General features: G+C 69.9%; 13 protein-coding genes and 1 pseudogene. 4 read left to right on the top strand and 10 right to left on the bottom strand.

Annotated features, from left to right (window positions below):
* Nucleotide 1 precedes the first annotated feature (1 nt).
* Both AC6EXY_RS21245 and AC6EXY_RS21240 read right to left on the bottom strand, forming a co-directional pair.
* The gene (locus AC6EXY_RS21245) at nucleotides 2-943 is read right to left on the bottom strand and encodes a cation diffusion facilitator family transporter (protein ID WP_101832734.1); all 942 of its coding nucleotides are present in this window, start codon (nucleotides 941-943) and stop codon (nucleotides 2-4) included.
* A gap of 151 nt (nucleotides 944-1,094) precedes the next feature.
* Nucleotides 1,095-2,708: an ABC-F family ATP-binding cassette domain-containing protein gene (locus tag AC6EXY_RS21240; RefSeq protein ID WP_101832733.1), complete on the bottom strand. Its 1,614-nt coding sequence runs from the start codon at nucleotides 2,706-2,708 to the stop codon at nucleotides 1,095-1,097.
* A gap of 286 nt (nucleotides 2,709-2,994) precedes the next feature.
* Here AC6EXY_RS21240 and AC6EXY_RS21235 point away from each other — a divergent pair, with 286 nt between their 5' ends.
* Nucleotides 2,995-5,337, top strand: coding sequence for an ArnT family glycosyltransferase (locus AC6EXY_RS21235; protein WP_499818514.1), 2,343 nt, complete (start codon nucleotides 2,995-2,997; stop codon nucleotides 5,335-5,337).
* 7 nt (nucleotides 5,338-5,344) lie between these two features.
* On the opposite strand, the pseudogene AC6EXY_RS21230 reads toward AC6EXY_RS21235, so the two are convergent.
* The 4 genes and pseudogenes from AC6EXY_RS21230 to AC6EXY_RS21215 all read right to left on the bottom strand — a co-directional run.
* Nucleotides 5,345-5,501, bottom strand: a pseudogene (locus AC6EXY_RS21230) (IS3-like element ISAar44 family transposase); the annotation flags it as partial.
* Between the two features lie 20 nt (nucleotides 5,502-5,521).
* On the bottom strand, nucleotides 5,522-5,878 hold the full coding sequence (locus AC6EXY_RS21225; protein WP_499818515.1) for a S1 RNA-binding domain-containing protein: 357 nt from the start codon (nucleotides 5,876-5,878) through the stop codon (nucleotides 5,522-5,524).
* A gap of 458 nt (nucleotides 5,879-6,336) precedes the next feature.
* Nucleotides 6,337-6,732, bottom strand: coding sequence for a hypothetical protein (locus AC6EXY_RS21220; protein ID WP_499818516.1), 396 nt, complete (start codon nucleotides 6,730-6,732; stop codon nucleotides 6,337-6,339).
* Complete coding sequence (locus AC6EXY_RS21215; RefSeq protein ID WP_499818517.1) at nucleotides 6,729-16,787, bottom strand: DNRLRE domain-containing protein; 10,059 nt, start codon at nucleotides 16,785-16,787, stop codon at nucleotides 6,729-6,731. Before AC6EXY_RS21215 ends, AC6EXY_RS21220 begins: the two co-directional genes overlap by 4 nt.
* 1,380 nt (nucleotides 16,788-18,167) lie before the next feature.
* Between AC6EXY_RS21215 and AC6EXY_RS21210 the strand changes: the two genes are divergently transcribed.
* Together AC6EXY_RS21210 and AC6EXY_RS21205 are read left to right on the top strand one after the other, a co-directional pair.
* The gene (locus AC6EXY_RS21210; protein ID WP_499818518.1) at nucleotides 18,168-19,394 is read left to right on the top strand and encodes a lytic transglycosylase domain-containing protein; all 1,227 of its coding nucleotides are present in this window, start codon (nucleotides 18,168-18,170) and stop codon (nucleotides 19,392-19,394) included.
* A gap of 46 nt (nucleotides 19,395-19,440) precedes the next feature.
* A complete protein-coding gene (locus AC6EXY_RS21205) occupies nucleotides 19,441-19,827 on the top strand; it encodes a transposase (protein WP_499818519.1) in 387 nt (128 codons plus the stop codon).
* 213 nt (nucleotides 19,828-20,040) lie between these two features.
* Here the strand turns inward: AC6EXY_RS21205 and AC6EXY_RS21200 are convergent, their stop codons facing one another.
* Nucleotides 20,041-20,466, bottom strand: a complete 426-nt coding sequence (locus tag AC6EXY_RS21200) for a hypothetical protein (RefSeq protein WP_499818520.1) — start codon at nucleotides 20,464-20,466, stop codon at nucleotides 20,041-20,043.
* Between the two features lie 242 nt (nucleotides 20,467-20,708).
* Nucleotides 20,709-21,014 carry a hypothetical protein gene (locus tag AC6EXY_RS21195; RefSeq protein ID WP_101832788.1) on the bottom strand — a complete coding sequence of 102 codons (306 nt, stop codon included), beginning with the start codon at nucleotides 21,012-21,014 and terminating at the stop codon, nucleotides 20,709-20,711.
* A 298-nt stretch (nucleotides 21,015-21,312) separates the two neighbouring features.
* On the opposite strand from AC6EXY_RS21195, the gene AC6EXY_RS21190 reads away from it, so the two are divergent.
* A complete protein-coding gene (locus tag AC6EXY_RS21190; RefSeq protein WP_499818521.1) occupies nucleotides 21,313-21,954 on the top strand; it encodes a DUF6928 family protein in 642 nt (213 codons plus the stop codon).
* Here AC6EXY_RS21190 and AC6EXY_RS21185 read toward each other — a convergent pair.
* A complete protein-coding gene (locus AC6EXY_RS21185) occupies nucleotides 21,939-22,109 on the bottom strand; it encodes an RHS repeat-associated core domain-containing protein (protein WP_499842397.1) in 171 nt (56 codons plus the stop codon). The two genes, AC6EXY_RS21190 and AC6EXY_RS21185, sit on opposite strands and share 16 nt — an antisense overlap.
* Nucleotides 22,110-22,823: 714 nt before the next feature.
* Nucleotides 22,824-22,930, bottom strand: a 107-nt coding sequence (locus AC6EXY_RS21180; protein WP_499818523.1) for an ISAzo13-like element transposase-related protein, incomplete at its 5' end; no start/stop codon positions are given.

Here is a 22,930-nt window from a genome sequence, read left to right as displayed (position 1 = left end):
CCTAGGCGGTGGCGGGAGCGGTGGCGGCGGCCGGGTCCCGAGGGACGTCCGGCTCCAGGAAGATCCTCATCGGGGTGTGCACCGCGGCGCGCAGGGCCGCCTCCGCGGTGTCGATGGTCGCGGCGACATCGCGCATGGTCACTGTCGGCGGCAGGCCGATCTTGGCGGCGACGAGCAGCTCGTCCGGGCCCAGGTGCAGCGTGCGCAGGTGGATGACGGCGCTCACCCCGGGGGCGGCGGCGAGGGTGGCCCGGATCGTGGCCACCGTCGCCGGCGTCGCCGCCTCTCCGACGAGCATGCCGTAGGCCTCCGTGGCCACGAGCACCGCGACGACGAGCAGCAGGATGCCGATGGCCAGGGTACCGACGCCGTCCCAGACCGGATCGTCGAGCAGCATCGTGAGGCCGACCCCGCCGAGCGCGAACAGCAGGCCGAGTTCGGCGGCCAGGTCCTCCAGCAGCACGATCGGCAGCTCCGGCGCCCGCGCCTCCCGGATGAACCGCCACCAGGACCGGTCGCCCTTGACCTTGGCCGACTCGCGCATCGCGGTGGCGAACGAGTAGGACTCGAGCGCGACGGCGATGAGCAGGATCACGATCGCGACCAGGCCGCTCTCCAGCTCGTGCGGGTGGCGGATCTTCTCCACGCCCTCGTAGGCGGAGAACAGCCCGCCGACGCTGAACAGCACGATGCCGACCAGGAAGGCGGCGATGTAGCGGGCGCGGCCGTAGCCGAAGGGATGGTCCTCATCGGCCGGCTGGGCGGACCTGCGCTGGCCGAGCAGCAGCAGGCCCTGGTTGCCGGAGTCGGCGACCGAGTGGATCGACTCGGCGAGCATCGACGACGACTGCGTGAACAGGAACGCCACGAACTTCGTGACCGCGATGCCGAGGTTGGCGGCCAACGCCGCGAGGACCGCCTTGGTGCCGCCCTGGGTACTCAAACCGTGCTCCATCGTGACGGTGGTGGGGAATGGGGACCAGGCCCACACGATAGGGCGCGCCCGGAACAGCTCCGAGACGGGCCCGCGAGGCCGGCGATCAGGCCGGACTCCTGGATCAGCCCGGGGTCCTGGATCAGGCCAGACTCCTGGATCAGGCCAGGGTGATGAGCTCGGCGAGGTCCGGGGACCAGTTGTCCTCGACGCCGTCGGGCAGCATGAGCACCTTCTGCGGGTCGAGCGCCTCGACGGCGCCCGGGTCGTGCGTGACGAGCACCACGGAGCCCTTGTAGGTGGCGAGCGCGGCCAGCACCTCGTCGCGCGACGCGGGGTCGAGGTTGTTCGTCGGCTCGTCTAGCAGCAGCACGTTCGCCGAGCTGCAGACCAGCCCGGCCAGCGCCAGCCGGGTCTTCTCGCCGCCGGACAGCGTCGCCGCCTTCTGCTCGACGGTGTCGCCGCTGAACAGGAACGCGCCGAGGATGCGCCGCAGCTCCACATCGGAGGTGTTCGGCGCGGCGGCGCGCATGTTGTCGAGGACCGAGCGGTCGGTGTCGAGCGTCTCGTGCTCCTGGGCGTAGTAGCCCAGCCGCAGACCGTGGCCGGGATGCACCTCGCCGGTGTCCGCCCGCTCCACGCCGGCGAGGATGCGCAGCAGCGTCGTCTTGCCGGCGCCGTTGAGGCCGAGGATCACCACCCGCGAGCCGCGGTCGATGGCCAGGTCGACGTCGGTGAACACCTCCAGCGAGCCGTACGTCTTCGACAGGCCCGTCGCCGTCAGCGGCGTGCGCCCGCAGGGAGCCGGGTCCGGGAAGCGCAGCTTGGCCACCCGGTCGGCGACGCGGATCTCAGCGAGGCCGGAGGCGAGTCGGTCGGCGCGGCGGTCCATCTGGTGGGCGGCGCGGGCCTTCGTCGCCTTCGCCCGCATCTTGTCGGCCTGCGCCTTCAGCGCGTCGATCTTCTTCTCGGCGTTGGCCCGCTCGCGCTTGCGGCGGCGCTCGTCGGCCTCCCGCGACGTCAGGTACGTCTTCCAGTTGACGTTGTAGACGTCGAGGGCGGCGCGGTTCGCGTCGAGGTGGAAGACCTTGTTGACGCACTTGTCGAGCAGGTCGACGTCGTGGCTGACGACGATGAGCCCGCCGGTGTGGGCGCGCAGGAAGTCGCGCAGCCAGGTGATGGAGTCGGCGTCGAGGTGGTTCGTCGGCTCGTCGAGCAGCAGCGTGGCGTCGGAGTTCCCGGAGCCGGCGAACAGGATGCGGGCCAGCTCCACCCGGCGGCGCTGGCCGCCGGACAGCGTGCCGAGGCGCTGCCCGAGCACCCGGTCGGCGAGGCCCAGCGACGAGCAGATCCGGGCCGCCTCCGCCTCGGCGGCGTAGCCACCGAGGGTGCCGAAGCGGTCCTCCAGCACGCCGTAGCGGCGCACGGCGGCGTCGCGTTCCTTCGTGTCGGCGAGCTCGGCCATCTCGACCTGGAGCTTCTCCATGTCCCGCAGGATCACGTCGAGGCCGCGGGCGGAGAGTACCCGGTCGCGGGCGGAGTCGGCCGGGTCGCCGGCGCGCGGGTCCTGCGGCAGATAACCGAGCTCGCCGCGAACGTCGACGCTGCCGGCGAACGGCAGCCCCTCTTTGGCCAGGCACTTGAGCAGCGTCGTCTTGCCGGCGCCGTTGCGCCCGACGAGGCCGATCCGGTCACCACCCTGCACCCGGAAGGACACGGGCTCGATCAGGGTGCGGGCTCCGGCACGCAGTTCGAGCTCGGACACGATGATCATGGAGGTGGGGCCTCTTTCGGGGGCTCGCGGGACGACGCCGGGACGGCGCTGGGACGGCTACGGCCGGCGGGAAGCTTCCGCCAGGCCGGACATCCCGTGGATGACGGACGCGGCGACGCTCATACCCACCAGACTACGGGGCCCCCGGCTCCGACTCTCCCGTCCGGCCCCCGCCCGTCCCCGTCCCCGTCGTCGCCCACCTCCCACCTGGCCACCGTCGCAGTGCCAGCCCGCCGGGCCGGCGGTGCACAGGCTCCTCACAGATTGCGCAGAGAGCATCACGCCCATGATGCAGCCGTCGGACCCGACCAGCCTCGCCGACTCCTCCGGGCCGCCGGCCAGCGCCGCCGCTGCGCGGCCGGCCGGGAACAGCTCGCCCGACGGCTCGCCGGCGGCCGTCAGAGTCCGGTGGCTGCGCGGGCGGCCCGGGGATCCGGCGTGGGCGCGGCCGGGGCTGTTCGCGCTGCTCGTCGCCACCACAGTGCTCTACCTGTGGGACCTGAGCGCGTCCGGCTACGGGAACAGCTTCTACGCCGCGGCGGTGCAGGCCGGGACGAGGAGCTGGAAGGCGTTGCTGTTCGGGTCGCTGGACGCCGGGAACTTCATCACGGTCGACAAGCCGCCGGCGTCGCTGTGGGTGATGGCGGTGTCCGGGCGGATCTTCGGCTTCTCCAGCTGGAGCATGCTGGCGCCGTCCGCGCTCTGCGGCGTGGTCGCGGTCGCCCTGATGTACGCGATGGTCCGCCGATGGTTCGGGCCGGCGGCGGGGCTGTTCGCCGGGGCGGTGCTCGCGCTCACACCGGTGGCGGCGCTGATGTTCCGCTACGACAATCCCGACGGCGTCCTGACGTTCGTCCTGGTCGTCGCCGCCTACTGCCTGGTCCGCGCGGTGGAGGGTGCCTCTGTCCGGTGGCTCGCCGGGGCCGGGGCCGCGCTCGGCGTGGCGTTCCTGACGAAGATGCTGCAGGGATTCATCGTGCTGCCGGCGTTCGCGCTCGTCTACCTGCTCGCCGCGCCGACAGGCCTGTGGCGGCGGATCTGGCACACCCTCGTCGGTGGCCTCGCGGTGGTGGTCGCCGCCGGCTGGTGGGTGGCGACCACGGCACTGTGGCCGTCGGGTTCCCGTCCCTACATCGGCGGCTCGACCGACAACAGCGTGCTCAACCTCGCGTTCGGCTACAACGGGCTCGGCCGGGTCTTCGGCGGCAGCGGCAACCGGGGCGGCGGCGGGCGCGGCGGCGGTGCACTGCGCGGCGGGACCGGCGCGCTCGCGCAGCGCTTCGGTGGTGGCAATGGCGCGGGCGGCGCGGTCGCACAGCGATTCGGAGGCGGCGGTGGCGGTGGCGGTCTGTTCGGCGGTGACCAGCCGGGGTGGTTGCGGCTGTTCGGCGAGCAGATCGGCGGGCAGGTCAGCTGGCTGATCCCAGGCGCGTTCCTGCTGCTGGTGGGCGGCCTGTGGCTGACCCGGCGGGCCCCACGGACGGATTGGTCCCGGGCCGCTCTGGTCTTCTGGGGCGCCTGGACGATCATCACCTCGATCACCCTGAGCCTCGCCAAGGGAACGTTCCACCCGTACTACACGGCATCGATCGCGCCCGGCATCGCCGGCCTCGTCGCGACCGGCACGATTGTCGTGTGGCGGGAACGGCACGCCGTCCTCCCCCGCGCGGTGCTCGCCGTCGCGGTCGCCGGCAGCGGGGTATGGGCGTACGTGCTGCTGGACCGCACCTCGTCCTGGTACCCGTGGTTGCGGACGCTGGTCCTGGTCGCCGCGGTGGTCGCGGGCCTCGCGCTGCTCGCCCGCCGGACCCTCACCGGCCGCGGGGCGCTCGTGGTCGCCCTGGCCGGGCTGGTGGCCGTGCTCGGCGGTCCCGCCGCCTACACCGCGGCGACGGTGACGACCCCCCAGTCCGGCGGACAGCCCACCGCCGGCCCAAGTCTGCGCGGCGGCGGCCGGGGCACGTTCCGGACCGCCGGCGGCGCCGGCATTGCCGCACGATTCCGCATCACCACCGCCGCTGCGGGCGCGGGTGGTGGCCGCGGTGGCGCGACCGGCGGCGGCTTTGGTGGCATCGGCGGGTTCGGTGGCATCGGCGGGTTCGGTGGCATCGGCGGGATGGGCGGTGGAGGCACGAACAGCCAGCTCACCGCGTTGTTGAAGAACAGCCGCGGCTTCCGGTGGTCCGCGGCGGTGTCCGGCTCGTCGGCCGCTGCCGGGCTCGAGCTGGCCTCGGACACCTCCGTGATGGCCATGGGCGGATTCACCGGCCGCGACCCCGCGCCGACGCTCGCCCAGTTCGAGCAGTACGTCCACGCCGGCGAGGTGCACTACTTCATCAGCGGCGGGTTCGGTCGCGGGATGGGGGGCGGTTTTGCCCCCGGCGGTCTCGCCCCCGGCGGCAGTGCCGCCCCGAGTGGCGGCCTCACCGGGGTCGGCATTCGCGGCTCGGGCGCGCGCGGCGGCGGCATGCGGACGCATGGCGGTGCGGGCGGGCCCGGCGGAGGTGGGCGGATAGGCGGAACGTCCACCGCGGTCAGCGCCTGGGTGGCCCAGCACTACTCCTCGACCACCGTGGGCGGCCAGACCGTCTACGACCTCACGAAGCCCCTCGCGACCACGGCGGCATGACCACTATCGCCTGGGCCCGCCGCTCGGCGATCTGCTCCCGGGCCCGCAGCAGCCGGTACATGGTGGACACGCTGGCCAGGTAGACCCCCCTCGCCGAGCAGAGTCGCCCAGACCTGGGCGGCGGACTTGTCGACGAACCGGTCGCTGTTGAAGAGTTCTAGGAGCTGTAACACGTTCGGTGTCCTCACGTCTCACAGGAGTCCGGTCTCGAAGTGTTCGACGGCGGACGAATAGGATTTCGCGTTACCTCATACAATGTCGTTCGGTATGCTCGCCCCTGCTTGACGGAGCCGGTCCGCAAGCGACGTCTGACCGGGCGGCCGCAAGATGAATTTTTCTCTTTTCGCTCGTCATAGCGGTCCAGATGACATCTGACTCGATCGCCAACCTGATAATGATCGTCATCATCGATGTAGAGTACGTCGATCAATCCGACGCGAGAAAGATCTAGATTCACTATCATGCCCCACCGAAAGACAGCTTGAACTACGCCATCCACCAGGGTGCCGACGAGATCCTGCTCGCGCTGCGTAATATCCATGGCCTGAGTAGCGTCCTTGGGTACCGGTTGAGGATGTCGAATACCGTGTCAGGGATTCAGAGGGCGTGCCTCGAGGGCGGCTCGGACTCGAGCAAGATCGAGGTCGGAGGCACGCGCGCTGAGGCGCAATTGCCCGCCTGAGGTGAACCCACCCGATACCAGGATGAGCCGATCCCCTGGAACGGGCCATTCAGAAGAGCGAACGGGTAGATCACTTACCAATGCGCGATCCACAACTCCGATCTCGCCGGAGGGCACCCGAACTCTAAGTCCATACGGCATCTGCTCAACGACGACAGCAGAGACGATGTCCCATTTTTTCAAGCATGGAAAAGTATCTATCATCTGCCACTCCAAGGAGATCTTGTGAAAGAATAGACTCACCAAAGAGCTCGCGAGGTATGACGTACTCCATGTGTACCTTTGCCACTTCGGTGCCGCCACCGGCTCCGCATCCGCTACTCCTTTGAGATTTGCACGATTCCCCCAAGCGCCAATGAGAACACCTGCATCAGTGCCTCGCGGGTGACCATATCTACATCAATACGTTCCAGTGCTGCGTACGTCGCCGGGGCTACGTCGATCGTCGTAATTGCGCCGCCTCCCAAGTCACCCGGGGATCGGAACAGGGCAAGACAACGGTAGGACCGAACAGACCCGGACCGCTCCTCCCTCATGAGAGATTGTAGAAGAACGATGTCGGCCTTCACCTGTCTGCGCAGCGCGTCAACCGACGTCCATCGCGTCGCCCAGCCTCGGCGCTCGGCTTCCAGTTGGATCTCGAGCAGGTCGTCAAAGCTGATTCGGCACACCCGAAAATCGGGATCGGTAGAATCAATGATAGGCATCGTCACCGCCCTCCACCAAGAACATCAATGCGGATCTTTATGCTCGGATCGATACGCCCCTGCGCAATTCTCGTCAAGAGTTCATCCCAGCGGTGATGACCACCAAGAATTTTACCTCCACGCGAGACGAGGATTCCGTCTCCCTGCCGCGCGCCATTGATCGATTCCAGCAGTTCATCGTCGCTCAGGTACTCGTGATACCACTGTGAAGATGGATCGCGAGTTGTCTGCCCCTCAACATATTTCTTTGCAAGATCACCGGCATTTTCCATTCGTGTCTCAAAGCAGCCGCCATTGTTGTGCACCAGGATGGGCGTCTCGGCTGCGAGAACGTAGTAGGTGTGGAGGGTGTCGACGGTGAGGTTGTAGACGGTGGTGGTCTGATCGTAGTGGCGGGTGGCGGTGACGGGGATGTGGGTGCCGGTGGGGGTGTGGAGGGTGTCGGCGGGGGTGAGCTGGCCGGCGTCGGTCCAGGTGTGGGTGGTGTCGTCCCAGAAGGGATGGTTGGCGGTGGCGGTAAGTGTCGCGAGGCCGTGGCCGGTATCGACGGTGACGGCGACGAGGTGTTTCAGGCCGTGGCCGATGATGAGGGCGGTGACGGTGTGGACTTCGGTGCGGCCGGTGGTGGGGTCGGTGGCCAGGACGCGGTCGCCGACCTTGACCTTGTCGATGTGCTTGTGGGTGCCGTCCGCCATGAGGACGTCGGTGGCACCGTCGAAGCTGTTCGGGGTGGTGCAGGAATCAGGTTCGCTGCCGGGCAGGTCGCAGTCGTCGTCGCCTGGCTGGCAGTTGGGGGTGGCGGTGTGGCCGGCCAGGTCGCCGGTGACGGGGGCGGCGGGGTTGCAGGTGGCGGCAAGGGGGGTGCCGGGGCTGGCGGCGCAGGCGGGCTGGGCCGGCAGGGCGCCCGGGGTGTCGGTCGGGTCGTTGCCGGCTGCCGCGGCGGCAGCGGCTGCGGCCGCCGCGGCAGCCGGCAGGCCGGTGTTGGTCGGGGCTGGGTGAGAGCTGCCGATGCAGCGCAGGGGTGGGGCGCAGGTCTGGACGAGGTACTGCTTGCCCTTGGTCTGGTCGATGCTGTTCTCGCCGGCCCGCAGGGGAACGGCCCCCGAGGAGATCGGGGTGGGATTGTCCGAACGGACCGCCGGAGGTAGGACGGCGTCGGAGTAACCGTTGTAGAACGTGCCGTGGATCAGCGGAACCGGGGCGGGCTTCGGCGTGGCCGCCGGGATCGTCCGCGGGGCCGCCGGGTTCGACCGCGGCACGGCCCTGCCACCCCCGCCGCCACCACCACCGGAGGCGGCGGGCGTGCTCAGGACCGTGCCGACCACCTTCGTCGTGGTGGTGGATTGGACGCCGGTCTGGGCCTGGGCGGCGGTCCTGGTGGCGGGCGTGGTCTGTGTGGTGGTTGTCGACTGGCTGCCGCTGGTGAGGCGGTTGAGGGCTTTGCCCGCGACGACGCCGCCGAGCGCGCCAGCGGCGATGCCGAGGCCGAGGCCCACCCCGGTGGAGTCGAGGGCGACGCCGCCGGCTTCGAGCGCGGCAGCGGCGGTGAGCTCCGCCGCTGGCACCGCGTAGGCGGCGACCGCGCCGGCCCCGGCCGCGAGTGCTCCCGTGAAGCTGCTGAGGAAGCTGCGGCCGGTCGGGTCGGTGTAGGCGAGGGGGTTGGCGCCGGCGTATACGTACCGGTTGGCTGACACCGCCGAGGTGAGCGGCTGGTCGGCGGCGTCCCGGGAGATGAAGCTGCCGGTGCCCGGGGTGTACCAGCGAGCCTGGGCGTCCACCTTGCCGCTGGTCGGGTCGGTCCAGGAGCCCTGGTAGCCGATGCGCACGTTCGCCGAGCCGGCGACGACGGGCACGCCGAAGGGGTCGTAGGCCCGGTTGTCGGTGAGGCTCGCGCCGTCGGTGGTGAACGCGCCCACGACGCTGCCGTGGGTGTCGGTGAGCGTCGCCCAGTTCCCGCCGGCGGAACCGGAACTGAGGATGTGGCCGTCCGGGTCGCGGGAGTAGGCCGAGCCGTCCACGCTGGGCTCGCGGTCGAGGCCGTCGTAGATGAGCCGGGTGGTGTTGCGGACGGCGAGCCGGTCGAGACCGTCGTAGGTGTACGTGGTCGTCGAGGCGCCGAGCGTGTCGGAGAGGAGCCGGTCGAAGGCGTCGAAGACGGTGGTGGTCGTCGTCGCGCCGGCGACGCGGGTGCTCAGCGTGCCGCGGGCGGTGTAGCCGTAGGTCGCCGTGGCGTCGGAGAGCAGCCGGTTGCGTTCGTCGTACGTCGAGGTGGCGGCGTTGACGGCGGTGCGGTTGCCCGCGGCGTCCCAGCCGTAGGTGGTGGTGGCGCCGGCCGGGTTGGTCCAGGAGGTCAGCCGGTCGGCCCGGTCGTAGGCGTAGGTCTGGGTTCCGGCGCCGGCGACCGCGGCCGGGCCGATGACGGTGGTCAGCGGGTTGTCGTTGTTGTCGTAGGTGTGGGTCTGCGAGCGCAGGGTGCCGCCCGGCCCGGTCAGCGTGTCCGAGGTGGTGCGGCCCAGGCCGTCGTAGCCGTAGGTGCGCACGGCGCCGCCGCTGCCGTAGCTGACCGACGTGAGCTGGCGGGCGTCGTCGTAGGTGCGGGTGCTGGTCGTGCCGGTGGTGGTGGCGCCGATCGAGGTCAGGTCGTCGCGGGCGTTGTAGTGGTAGTCGGCGAAGCTGCCGGAGTCGGCGCGCCGGGTCATCCGGCCGCTCTGGTCGTACTCGAAGGAGGAACTCCCGCCATCGCCGGAGGCGCCGGTGACGAGGCCGCGGTCGTTGTAGGTGAACGACTGGGTGCCCCGGGGATGGTCGATGCTGGTCAGTTGGCCGACCAGGTCGTAGTGCAGGGTGCGGGTGGCCGCCGTCGCGCCGCCGCCGGAACCGGACTCGGCGGTGAGGCGGCCGAGTTCGTCGAAGGTCCTCGCCCGGGTGACACCGCCCGGCTCGGTCAGGCTGACGGGGAGCCCACCGGCGTCGTAGGAGGTCTGCCAGGTGCGGTCGGCGGCCGCCGGGTAGGCGGTGGTGGACGGTTCGATCGTCTTCTCGGGCAGGCCCAGGCCGTTGTAGGTGGTGACGGTGACGTTGCCGCGGCCGTCGGTGAGGCGGGTCGGGTCGCCGGCGGCGTCGTAGCCGAGACTGGTGGTGATGCTGTCGGTCGCGGTGACCGGTTCGACGAGGCTGCGGACCTGGTTGAGGGCGTCGTAGGTGCGGGTGGTGGTCCAGCCGTCGAAGTCGGTGGTCGAGGTCGAGTTGCCGGCCGCGTCGTAGCCGGTGGACGTGGACCGCAGCTGGGTGTTCGCCGGGGAGAACTGGGCGGCGGTGGTGGGCCGGCCGGCCCGGTCGTAGGTGATCCGGGTGCTGCGCCCGAGCGGGTCGGTGACGGACGCCGGGCGGCCCGCGAGGTCGTAGGTGTGGTGGGTCAGCTTGCCGAGTTCGTCGTGCTCGTCGACGAGCGCCCCGGTGGCGTCGTAGGTGCCGGTCCACTTCGCCTGAGTGGCGATGTTCGCCGGGGTCATGATCGCCGTGACGTCGCTGGCGTCGTCGTGGTCGGCGTAGGTGGTGAAGGTGGCGGCCGGGGTGCGTTCGGTGCGGGTGGTCGCCCAGACCCGGTCGAGGTCGTCGTAGGCGTAGAACGTCCAGGCCCCGAGCGCGTCGACCAGTGACGTCGGGTTGCCGGCGTCGTCGTAGACGATCCGGCTGACACCGGCGGCGGCCGCGCCGGTCGCCTGCGGCTCGGTGACGGCGACCGGCCGGTTCAGCGCGTCGTAGACGGTGGTCGTCGTCTGCCCGCGGGTGTCGACGTGGGTGAGCGCGTTGCCGTTGTGGTCGTGGGTCCACGACTCGGTCGGGCTGATCGCCGAGCCGCCGGGCGGCGTGTAGGACGGGTGGGTTGTCTGGGTGGGCCGGCCGAGCGCGTCGTAGGCGGTGGTGGTGACCAGGCCTCGCGGGTCGCGCCGCTGGGTGATGTCCCCGAAGGTGTCGTAGCCGACGTCGGCGGTCGGTCGCTGGGTGGCCGGGGCGGCGCCGTTCTCCTCGACCGGTACCGGCGGTGCCTTGACCTGGGTGAGCGCGCCGGCCGCGTTGACGGTGGTGTTGGCCAGGAAGGCCGCGTTCGGGGACCCGCCAGCGACGTAGCCGCGTGGATCGGCGCCGCCGGTCACGTAGCCGCGCTGGTCGCGCTGCCAGGTGGTGACGTAGGTGGCGGTGCCGTCGCCGAACAGCGTGCTCGACGTCAGCCGGGAGGCGTTGTCGTAGCCGAGGTCGGTGCGCTCGGTCGCGGTGGTACCGGCCGCGCCGGCCACCGCGGAGGTGACGTCGTCGTTCGCGTCGTAGGTGAAGTCGACGGTGCGGGCCAGGCCCGCCGGGTCCACGGTGGTGCGGGTCAGCCGGCTGGCCGTGTCGTAGTCGCCGGTGACGGTCCGCCGCCCGCCGCCGGTGACGACCGACGTCGGGTGGCCGGCGCCGTCGTAGCCGCGGTCGACCAGGACGATGTCGCGGGCGTTCGCGGTCGACAGCGTGCCGGTGGCCAGGTCCGGCGGCCGGTAGCCGGTCAGGACGTCCTGGTGGGGCAGGTCGTCGAGCCAGTAGGTGTGGCGCGTCGTGCGGCCGAGCACGTCGGTGACCGAGGCCAGTCGGTCCGCCGGATCGTAGGCACGGGATTCCAGCAGCACGTCCCGGGCCGTGTTGTGGGCGACCGGGTCGTCGACGAAGTTCTTGAGCATCGTCGTCGCGAGCAGGTTGTGCGGTGTGTAGGTGTAGGACGTGACGGCGCCGTTCGGATCCGTCGACGTCGCCACGTTGCCGTTCGCGTCGAAGGTGACGGCCGTGGTCGCCGCCGCCGGGGTGCCGGCGCCGGCGGTCATGGAGGTCTGGCGGTCGTCGTCGTCGTAGGCGTAGGTCGTCGTGCGCGCGGTGTCGCCGCCGGTGGAGTCGGAGACGACCGCCTGGGTGGGGTTGCCGTTGAGGTCGTAGCTGGTGGTCGTCACCCGGGTGTGCGTCGTCCCGGTGATCGGGTTGGCCACCCCGGGTTCGGTGACGGTGACGACGTGGGAGAGCTTGTCGTAGGTGTAACTGGTGGTCAGGCCGGTCGGGAAGGTGTCCGAGGTCTCCTTCGCCGTGAGCTCGCGGCCCAGCTCGTCGTAGGTGTAGTCGTGGCTGAGCCCCGCCGGGTTGGCGTCGTGGCGCAGGTCCCCGCGGCTGTCGTAGCCGTAGGTCGTCGTCTTCCCGCGGGCGTCGGTCGACGAGGCGAGCAGGCCACGCGGCATGGTGCCGCCGCCGACCGCTGCCTCGGTGCCGACGGTGAAGACCGCGCTCGTCGTCCGCCCGGAGGCGAAGTCCGGGGTGGCCGGAGTCCGAGTCGCGATCAGGCTGCCGGCGGGATCGTAGGTGTAGGTGGTCTTGTAGGTGTCGTCGGTCGGTGCGGCGGACCGCGGGTCATGGACCGCGGTGACCAGGTCGTTGCGGGGGTCGCCGGGAGCGCCGAGGAAGTAGTCGTAGTACTCGGTGTTCGGCCACAGGGTGCCGTTCAAATTGGCCCGGACCGTCGTGCGGGCCCGGATGTTGCCGCGGGCGTCCGTCTGCAGGGTGAGGATGTTGCCGTTCTCATCCGTCACCTGCGAGAGGAACCCGAGGCTGTTGTAGGTGAACCGGCGGTCACCCGTGGCGTCGCGATGCGAGATGAGCTGGCCCTGGGCGGAGTACTCCCAGTCCTCGGAGTGGCCGCGCGGGTCGGTGATCCGGGCGATCGTGGTGGGGCTGGTGGAGACGATGCTGTAGGTGGTGCGGTGGCCCAGCCCGTCCTCTCGCCAGGCCACCGTCCCGTCGGCGTTGTAGCCGATCTTGGTCTCGATGTTGCCACGGGGCAGCGTGATCTGCTGGAGCTTGCCGTTCGCGGCGTAGGCGTAGGTGGTCGGCGTCGCGGTGTGTGGCGCGGTGACCGTGGTGAGCTTGTTGCCGGTGTAGGCGTAGGTCCAGGTCAGCGGCCCCCCGTGGGCCGCGACCGAGGCGGTCGAGATGGTGGCGACGTGGTTGCCGTCGCCGGTCCAGGTGAAGGTCAGCGCCCGGTTCGTCGTCACGTTCGTCGCCGACGTCAGCCGCGAGTTGCCGTCGTAGCCGAGTTGCAGCGCCCGCCCCGCGCGGTCGGTGACGCGGGTGAGCCGGCCATCCGAGCGGAAGGTGTAGTGGCTGCCGTCCTTGTCGCTCAGAGTCGACGAGGCGGAGGCGTTGACGTTGTCGATCCGCCCGGCACCGGTGCCGTCCGCATATGGTCCGGCGCGGCTGCCGTAGAAGAGGGCCGGATCGTTGGCGGCGAGGATCTGCGTGCCGTTGCGTTGCACTCTGATGGACGGGCCGTCGGTGAGGATCGTCAGGATGTCCGTGGCGGTGCAGCACTGCCCGGCCGCGTCGGCGACGGTGGTGTCCACCCCGTCGACCCGCTTGATCAGCCGCCAGGTGTTCGACGCGGGCACGGCGACGAGCCGCCAGTAGTTGTTCGCGTCGGCGACCCGGAAGGCGAACCCGGTGCCCTGCTGGGCGACGGGCTCGGTGAAGCTGATCGCACCGTCGGCGGCGGCGCCGATGGTGGTCAGGTTGTGGCCGGTGGCGCCGGCCGCGAGGTAGGCCGCGGCACCGCTGCTACCCCAGGTGCCCGCGAGGTTGACCCACTTCTCCCCGTCGTCGGTCGCGCCGAGACCCGCGGCCGAATCCGGCTCGGTGAAGGTGTCCCGATGCTGGTCCGCGGTGATCAGCAGCGAGTCGATCCGGCCCGCTCCGGCGTCCTGGGCGTACAGGCCCGCACTGGTCGCGGTCGAGAACTGGGTGTCGCTGGTGGTCGCGACCACCCGGTCGTTGCGAAGAACGGACAGCAGGCCGCCGGCCATGGTGATGCCGTAAGTGTCGGTGGTCGCGCAGCAGGCGTTCGCCGCCGTGAGCACCGTGGTCTCCCAGCCGCCGACCCGTTTCGCCACCACCAGGGAGTTCGTCGACGGGTTGATGTACATCAGCCACATGTTGTCGATGTCCTGGACCCGGAAGGCGATGCCGATACGGTCCTGCAGGACGGGCGCCGTGAAGCGAATGGTGCCGTCGGAGGGCGCCGGAATGACCGCCACGCTGCGGAACCAGCCGCCGGCGGAGGCAAGATAGGCGGCATTGTTCGACAGACCCCAGACGCCGTCAAGGACCTGCCAGCTCTCGCCGGTATCGGTGATTCCCATCGAGGTCGCCGAGTTCGTTCCGGTAAACGAGGCCACCCGCGGCGCCGGCGCCTGGAGAAATGCGTAGTAGCCGCGCGGCGGCTGGTAGGAGCCATCGCCGTTTCGGCCGAAACGGGCCAGCCGGCCGTCCGGATAGCGGATCTGGACGTTGCCCAGGCCGGCGGAGTCCGGGACGGCTGTCATGTCGTATTCGGAGGTCCAGCCGGCACCGAACATCCCGTCCGTGCTGCTCATGCTGTTGTAGGTGCGGGCCACGCCCTGCGCCGGGCCGGTGCCGTCGACGGAGGCGTCAGTGACCATCGAGGCGTAGTTCTGCGTCAGGGGCTGGACGCCGGCGACCGGCGGCACGTAGGCGTTGCCGCCGAGCGCCGACTGGGTCGGCGGCTGGTCGACGACGGGGCTCAGAGCCAGCGGAGGCGTCCACAGGCTCTGGTTCGCGCCATCACTGACCTGGCCTCGCCAGTAGTAGATCTGGTTCCAGTTCAGCGCTCCGGCCGGCGGCAGCCAGGTGTTGGAGGCCTGCGCGCCGGACGTCCAGCAGGCTCCGGAGTTCGCGTCGGTACCGGTGCAGATCTGGAACGAGTAGCTCAGCGGGCTCGGCGCGTTGTCCGGATCGACCGCGATGAGGGTCAGTGGCGGGCGCACGGAGGAGACCTCCGAGCTGGAAAGCGGCGACACGTTGCTGATGTACGGCGACTGGTTCGTGGGGTTGGACAGAATCAGCGTGGTGGCGTATTCGGGAATACCCTGGTCGGAAAACCAGGAGGTGCCGGCCTCCTCCATGTCCCACCGGATCGTGTATGTCCCGGGGGACAGGCCGGCGAGACTGACGGTGGCGGGCAGGTCGATCGTCTGACCTGAGCTGACCGACGTGGGCATGTTCGTCTGGACGCCCTGGTGGACGACCTCGGTCGTGTTCGCGGCGTTGTAGATGTGGTACGAGAGCTTGTAGTTGCCGTTCGCCGGCCACAGCGTCTGGCCAGTGTTCTTCAACCTGACGGTGATCAGGCCCGGCGTGGTGGTCGTCGGCGGCGTGGTCCAGGTCGGGTTGCCCGACGGGTAGGAGTACGTGACTCCGTACGGGGTCCACGCCACTTCCAGTCGGGGACGGTAATCCGAGTCCGGCGTCGCCGGGTTGCACCAGCAGTCGTCGGAGAAGAACTCCTTGTACCACTGGCCGTCCGTGTCGGACGTCACCACGGCGAGGCCGAAGTTCGCGTTCGCGTCGTGCGTCCAGTTGTTCACCAGGGCGGTCAGTCGGGGATCGCCGTCGCCGATGAACTCCCAGGAGGCGCCGCAGGCGGGCAGAGAGTCGTCGTGCGCGAAGGACTTCTGCGCGACCTCCTCACCGATCGTGGCGCCCGGCCAGGTCATGTTGCCGCCGTACCAGGGGATCGTGACCCGGCGCAGGCTCACCGGATGGGGCGTACAGCCGCTGGCGGACAGCCGGTTGACCAGCTTCACGTGCGCGTTGGTGACGGTCGCGTTGGTGAGCGCGGACTGACCCGGGAAGCTGAGGTAACCGCGCACCACGTCGGAGGCGACGACGCCGGACTTGATGACGAGCTGGGTCGCGTAGTTCGTGGTGGGATGGGCCGAGGAGACATACGTGTCGTCGGCCCCGGCGATCAGCGTGGAGACGTTCGGGTCGACCCGGACCGGAAATACCCGGTCCTTCGCCGTCAGCCAGTCCCGGTCCAGGTCGACCTGGAGCGCCTGCTGGCCGCCCGGCAGCGTCACCAGGCTGTAGGTGACTCCGTCCGAGGAGGCCCGGAACCCCTGGGCCGACGTCCGCCGGGAGTCCTCCATCGACCCGGGCGGAATGACCGCCCGGACCGTGCCGGCCTGGTCCGAGAGCAGTACCTGGCGCCCGTCGACCTTGGCCGTCAGGCCGTGGAGCGTGAGGGGGTAGGTCCAGGTCGTCGGGGCCTGCGCCGAGTGGAGGACCAGAACCTCCTTCAGGCCTTCGGCGGTCGGCCCGAGCTCCAGGTCGGCCGCCTCGCGCACCCCCGCGAAGGTCGCCTTCGGCCCGTCGACCGTGGCCTGCGCGCCCTTCGCCTGCGCGATCCCGAAGGCGAACGACGTGTCGGCGTCGAACTGGAGCTTGCCGAGCTGCGCATCGTCGGCGCGGGGCGCCACCTCGGTGGCCGTCTGGGAAGACCGGGCGTGCAGGCGACCCCGGTCGCCCGCGACCAGGGAGGTGTCGATGGCGACCCAGGCGCCCTTGCCATCCTTGAAACGGTCGGCGCCCAGGGTTGTCTCGGCGGCAAACGTGCCGTCCGGGTTCTGGAAGACCCGCCGGGACTCGGTGCGCAGGCTCGGCACCTCGGTCCGGCCCGCCTGCGGCTTCAGATCCTGCCCGTTCGCCACCCGTTCCGGCGTCGTCAGCCTGGACTCGCCGAGCCTGGCTGACGGCTGCGCGCTGGCCGGCGTCTGTGCGCTGGCCGACGCGGTGCCGCCCGCTGCGGCTGGTGCCGACGGTGCGGCTGACGCTGCTGATGGCGTTGGTGGCGCGCCCGTCGTTGCGCCGGTGGGCTTCTGGGACACGAACGGCTTCGGCTTCAGCTCGGCGTGGACTGCCGTCGTGGCCGGTACGGTTCCCGGGAGCGTGGGGACCAGCTTCGCCACCTTCGCGGCGTCCGGCCCCGCCACCGTCTGGGTTGCACTGGTCGGGACAGTCGAGTCCCGGCCGGCCGCCGTACCAGAGGTGCTCTGCGGCAGCTTCGTGTCGCGGAACGGGTTCACGTCCGCGATCGGGCGCAGACGCGGGCTCTGGACGCGGTGCACGACCGTGACGGTGGTGAGCACGACGGCTACCACCAGCCCCAACGCGATCAGGCTGCGGCGCAAGGGGGAAGGCCGCCGTCGAGGAGGACGGAATCCGGGGGCGGGCGCGGGGGCGGGAAGGTGCCGGCCAGGCATGGCTGCTCCGAAGATCTGTACGCGCAGGGGCCCTCGTCCCGCCAGAGCGGCGAGCTGGGCGGGACGAAGAGCGGACGATCCGCGTGCCGGTCGACGGCACACGGCACCGCCCCGCCACAGCCGGTTGTCCCTGTACCTGGGCTGTGGCGGGGTAACCCGCACGAGAAAAAGTCGCGCGGCGTGAAGAAGGGGGAGGAACTACCTACCAGGAAGCATGAGAGAAGCCCGCATCACGCCAACTCCGATCCATCGCAGACGAACCGAACAGCCAACCGGTTAGGGGCGCGGCCACCGAGGGGAGCGGCAGGCCGCGCGGAGCACAAAGATGGCAGCGGTGATGGGCTGTGGTACAGCATCCGTCGACTGAGTTGCCGTGCTGTAGTGATGCGCGGCGTGATGCGTCTCCAGGAACTCGAGCGAGGAAGGCTACTTTCCGCAAGAAAAAGACTGCCCCAGCAGCCCCTCATAGACGTTCGGTGAACTAACTCCCCCCACCTTCACCAGGCCCGTTACACTCGGCAATCTTTGAGACCTGGGTCACACAGTAGTGGGTAACGTCCACGTAACCCGGTCTCGTGTGCTGCCAGAGGGCTCCGCGGCACCGAGCGGCCTCCGGGGCGAGAAGAGCCTGGTACACCAGGGACTTTCGCACCCCCCGGCGCCGTAGCCGGCGGCCCGAGCGGGCCCTGGGCTCGGACCCGCGACGCGGCCATCGCCCAGGAGCCCTGGCGCGCAAGCGGCTCATGAGGAACGACGAACGGCGATCACTACACGTGAGACGTCGTCATTGATCGTTATGGGCAGCAAAGACTTCTTCTCTCGAATGGGATGACAGACCGGCCGGCCATATGCCACAGTTCTCCCCCGGGACAGTCAGTGATGGACGCTCAGAGAAGCGGGGCGTTCATCGCCGTCGCCCATTCCTGTCGTCAGACGAGGGCACTCTCACGGCAACCGGGTAAGCGCGCGAAAGAACAGCGGGATGGCTCGGCGCCCAGTGCTGGGTTCACGGGCTATCCCGTCGTGCTCGCAATCCTGGGTGACCGCGGGCCGATACTCCGCCGCGCGGCCGCGACAACGATACGCAGAACCGTCCGACCGATTCGTCCAAGGGAGGAACGCGGCGTGAGCAGGCACCGGAGAGGATCTGAGTGGCAGGCCTGCCACGGTGCCGTCCCCACCGACATGGAAGCCGCGGGCCGCCATCGGCTCACCCGTCGACAACCGCGGGCTCACCGGCGACAGGGGCGACAGGGGCGACACACTGGACGGCCGAAGCAGATCCGCGGCCCGTCGCCCGCGGTGGGCATGATCGCCGCGATTCCGACGGCCGTCGTGCTCGCGATCGTCTGCGTCGCGGCCGGCGTGGTCCCCCACACCGCGACGGCAACGGTGGCAGGCGCCGGAGCGGCCGCGACCGACCAGCCTGCGGGAACGGCCGCGCACCCGCCGACCCGCGACTACGACCTCGACCTGCCCCCGCTGATCCCCGCGGCCAGCGCCGCTCCGTCCAGTGGCACAGCCAGCCCGACGGTTTCCCCCACGGCGTCGCCGTCAGCCGGCTCGCCCGGCACAGGATCCGCGGCGACGGGCGGGCCGTCCGTGGTGCTGCGCGCGACGGACCGGCGCATCCCCGCCCGGATGCTCACCGCTTATCACAAGGCCGAGTCCCGCATCGCGGCCGAGCGGCCTGGCTGCCACCTGCGCTGGCAGGTACTCGCCGGCATCGGCCGCGTCGAGTCCGGCCACGCCCGCGGCCGCGCCGTCACCCCCGACGGCACCCTCACCAGCCGCATCCTCGGCCCCGCTCTCGACGGCCTTGACGGCCGCGCTCTCATCCGCGACACCGACCATGGCCGCCTCGACGCCGACACCCGCTACGACCGCGCCGTCGGAGCGATGCAGTTTATCCCCACTACCTGGGTCACGTCCGGACGCGACGGCTCCGGCGACGGCAACGCCGACCCGAACAACCTCGACGACGCCACCCTCGCCGCCGGCGGCTACCTCTGCCGCGGCGGCCGGGACCTCGCCGTCCCCGCCGATCTGCACGCCGCGATCTACAGCTACAACCCGTCGACGAGCTATGTGCGCGCAGTCCTCGCCTGGGCCGCCGGCTACACCGTCTCCGGCGCCGTCGCCGGACCCACCACCATCACCGCCGCGCCTCTCCCGGCCGGCCCGTCTTCTCCCGTACCCTCGCACGTCACGCCCGCGCCCGCGCTCGCGCTCGCGCTCGCGCTCGCCGGACCATCCGATGTCGAGCCCAGCCCGGGGACCGATCACGACGCCGCGCCGACGCCCACCGGCACTCCCCCCGCTCGGCGCCCGACCCCCTCGCCCGCCGCGCCGAGCCGGACGGCGCAGTCCGGCGACTCCCGGACGTCGCTCCCCGCACGCCCCCGGACCACCGGCGACGCCGCGACCAACCCGCCCGCGCCCGCGGCGGCCTCACCCACCGCGCCGCTCATCGTGATCGCCATGACCCCCGCGGACGGCACCGGATCCCCCCGTGCTCCGACCCCCACCCCCTGACCGGACCGCCCTCGGCCGCCCGGCCCCGCACCTGAAGCGAGACATCATGGGACGCCCCACCCGCTACTCCCCTGCCTTCCGCGCCCACGCCGTGGCCGAGGTCCACCGGACCCGACCGCGACACGCCTCCGAATGGGCCACGATCCAGGCGGTCGCCGCCGACCTCGCCGTCAGCGCCGAATCACTGCGCACCTGGGTTCGCCAGGCGGAATCCGCCGCCGATCCCAGCCGCCAGGCCGACATCCGCCGGCACCAGGCCGAGATCCGCCGCCTCGTCCGCGAGAACAGTCAGCTCAAACGCGCACTCGACCTTCTGCGCCTCACCGCTCCAGACCCACCCGCCACCTGGCCCACACAGACCGCCCACCCCGAGGCACACCACGGCCCCTCCCCCACACCGACGGCCAGCCCCTCCTCGGCCAGCCGCCCATGAAGAACGGCACGCCGCATCCGCCGGGTTCTGCGCGGTGATTCCATACGCCGACTTCACATCGACGAATCCCCGCACGACTGCTGACGGACATCAACCGCCGCTCGCCGCCGCAGCAGGCGAACGCCTTGAGGCTTTGGTTCCTGGGCGATCGCCGATGTTCACCTGGACTCTCCGAGGGGCAGGCATCCTCGTTCGGACGAGTGGCCGGACCGGTCAGGCAAGCGTGGCGGCATGGTCCATCGCGGCCCGCACCAGTGCGCGCAGCTTCTCGTCGGCGTCGTCGTCCGAACTACCGGACTGCCACGCGCTGACGCTGTACCAACCCCTGCTGCTGTCCAGCGACGCGATCGGTTCGACCATTTCCACTCCCTGCGGCTCCTCGGGCAGCCGAAAGAGCAGCCAGTTCGTTCCGGTCGCCACCACCGCGGCGATACCCCGCGAGACGATCACCGGAATCCCGTAGACGGGTAGCACATCGGCCGGATCCGGCGCCAGAGACGTCAGCCGCTCGACAAGGTCCGGATGAGTGTTGAGCTGCCAGCCGCCGAGGGCGTAATCCCCAACCGAGTACGGACGTCGAGCGGCTTCGCGCCGGTATGCCAGCAGATCGGCATTGGCCGGAACATCCGCCAGCTGCACGCCGTTTTCCTGTTCAGGCGACGTACCCGGGACTGTCACGATGACTGTTTTCCTCCCAGAGCACCACCGGGCCCGATCTGCCTCGACATTGCTCTACGCAGGAGGTAGCGCTTCACCGGACCGCGAACCCCCTTGGTGACCTCGTCCAGCATCGCCCGGCGCTCACTGTCCGAAATTTCCCTCGAGCTCACCTCGAGACCCCCCTTGCGCCAGCGCTTGGCGCGGCTCCAGCACTCCCCGTTTCACGGCTTCTCGTCGTGGTGTTCGTCTCGGCGGTCGGCGTCGTCCGTGACGCCTGGCATGAGGCGGCGGCCGGCCTCGCCGTAGTAGTCGACCGCGGTCGGCCGTGCCAAGGGCTGGCGCCGACGGTGCCGCTCCATTCCCGCGTCCGAGCCCGCCGACATCGCGGCAAAGAGGCCCAGCTGCCAGCCGGCATCGGACAGGCTGTAGTGGCCATGAAAGAGAAGTGCGACCACCGCGAACCCGACCTCCACGACGAGCCCGATCACTAGGCCGACGAGGAGCCCTCGAACCACCACCCGGATCACCTGCTGCCCCCACGTCCCAGGGAGGGCTTCGCGGCCGCCGGGAGACGGCTCCCTGGATCGCCCACCCCGCGAGTTGACGCAGACACTCGCTGCTGTCGCCCTCCACCAGCGCCTCGGCGGCACGACACAGCAGGCTCACACCGGACTCCTCCCAGGTCCCGCCGTGCGTCCTCGAAATACTCCATGGAGTACACACCGTGATTCTACGCAGCGCGACGCCAATCGGCTGGCGGCCCAGATTGTCGGAGGTCGCCGCTACGGTACTCAGCGATCACCGTCCTCATGAAGGAGAAGCCCGATGGGTGCCAGAAGCTCGATGCTGTTCTACGCGGACGGTGACGTCCAGAAGATCCTCCGGTGCGCACCGGAGATCGACCGGGACGGCACCCGGGCCTGCGTGGAACGTCTCTACCCTGGTCGGCGGCTCGTCGAGATCGGTGACGGCACCCTGCATCTCGCCTACCCACCCGAGGGTCATGTCTACGCGGCCTGCTTCCCACGCCTGACGGTGGTCTGCACCCAGGACGTCGCGTTGGATCGGCCGTCCCACCTCGGCGCCACATTCCGCGCCGAAGCCCGCGGGCGCACCCTCCACCTGCACACCATGCTCAGCTCCGTCGACTGGTTCGCCTACGCCATCTGGGACACCGACGGCGCACTACGCCGCGCGCTCAGCCTGTCCTCGGACGACGGCATACTCGAGAACACCGGCAACCCGCTCGACTTCGAGGCGGACTACTGGGCCGGCAAGCACCCCGTCGAGATCGACGAGGACGACCCCGACCTTTCGTACCCGCTGCCATTCCATCCCCTCGACCTGGCCGAAGATGCCCTCCGGGCCCTCTTCGGCTTCGTCTTCGAAGGCGAACCCGGCGACGGCGATGCCCACCTCGATGAGATCACCCTCGCCGGCTACCGCCTCGATCACCCTGGCCGTTGAAGCTCGAGGTCTCCTACAACGGATCTATCACCCTGGAGGTCGAAGGTGTTGTAGGGGTCCTGGTGGGCGTAGTCGTAGGGGTTGTCGGAGCCGCCGGGTTCGGGGGCGGTCCGGAGGAAGCGGCCGAACCTGGGGTCATAGAGGCGGACGCCCATAAGGGTGAGGCCGGCGGGGTGTCGCGGCTGCGCTGCTTGGCGCGAGCCAGCCGTAGCGGGGGTAGGCAGAGGAGGGGAAGTAGGGGCTGCCGACAGGGTGTCGGTCTGGGTGGCGGCGGGGTCGCCGCCGATGCCGGTGATGTTGCGGGTCCAGGCGGCTCGCCGAGCTGCCCGCCGGCGGATACGGATCCGTCGTCGTACGACCGAAGAGGTCATAGGCGTAACCCGAGTTGGTGAGCCGGTCCGCCTGATCATAGGAGAAGCAATATACCGCCGGCGTCGTCGACGTGGAGGCTGACCATCGGTGACCACGGTCAACCGCCCCGGGCTTCCGCAAGGCCCGGGACGGTTGACCTCTCTCAGCCGGTCGAGCCCCCACCGAACCCAAGGCGGTTCATACAACCAGTCATCAGCCATTACAGTCAGCCCCGAGAAGATCACCGTATTCATCGGTGCATCCAGGCTAAGAGTGCACAATTTTGCAAAGGGGATTGGCGAAACCATGAACGACGGTGAGGTAGCGGAGTGGCACATCAGACATTTCACGCCGGCTAATCCACGCGGCCAAGCGCAGGGCGACGTTCCCGCCCTACTTCGGCGCGTGGCTACCAGTATCGAAAACCGCGGCAGAATAAAAGTGCAGGATCTGGTTCTGCATTCGGAAATCACGGCCGAGAATGAATGGTAATCGGTTAGGAGCTGGATTGATACAAGCTAGTCGTTCTTGGCCTTGATCGTGTAGTTCCATTCACCGTGGAACTTGTGTCTACTGATCGGGATGGCCTCCTGTTCCTGTTTGGAGACCTTGACTTTTGTCGGGT

The sequence above is a fragment of the Frankia sp. RB5 genome (genome assembly GCF_059816245.1).
This window is presented reverse-complemented; position numbering and strand designations above follow the sequence as displayed.

Bases quoted from the DNA above. Each gene is read 5' to 3' on its own strand.
- AC6EXY_RS21205 (WP_499818519.1), top strand. From the start codon at position 19,441: ATGGGACGCCCCACCCGCTACTCCCCTGCCTTCCGCGCCCACGCCGTG.
- AC6EXY_RS21210 (WP_499818518.1), top strand. From the start codon at position 18,168: ATGATCGCCGCGATTCCGACGGCCGTCGTGCTCGCGATCGTCTGCGTC.
- AC6EXY_RS21225 (WP_499818515.1), bottom strand. From the start codon at position 5,878: ATGGATATTACGCAGCGCGAGCAGGATCTCGTCGGCACCCTGGTGGAT.
- AC6EXY_RS21185 (WP_499842397.1), bottom strand. From the start codon at position 22,109: ATGGGCGTCCGCCTCTATGACCCCAGGTTCGGCCGCTTCCTCCGGACC.
- AC6EXY_RS21190 (WP_499818521.1), top strand. From the start codon at position 21,313: ATGGGTGCCAGAAGCTCGATGCTGTTCTACGCGGACGGTGACGTCCAG.
- AC6EXY_RS21235 (WP_499818514.1), top strand. From the start codon at position 2,995: ATGATGCAGCCGTCGGACCCGACCAGCCTCGCCGACTCCTCCGGGCCG.
- AC6EXY_RS21240 (WP_101832733.1), bottom strand. From the start codon at position 2,708: ATGATCATCGTGTCCGAGCTCGAACTGCGTGCCGGAGCCCGCACCCTG.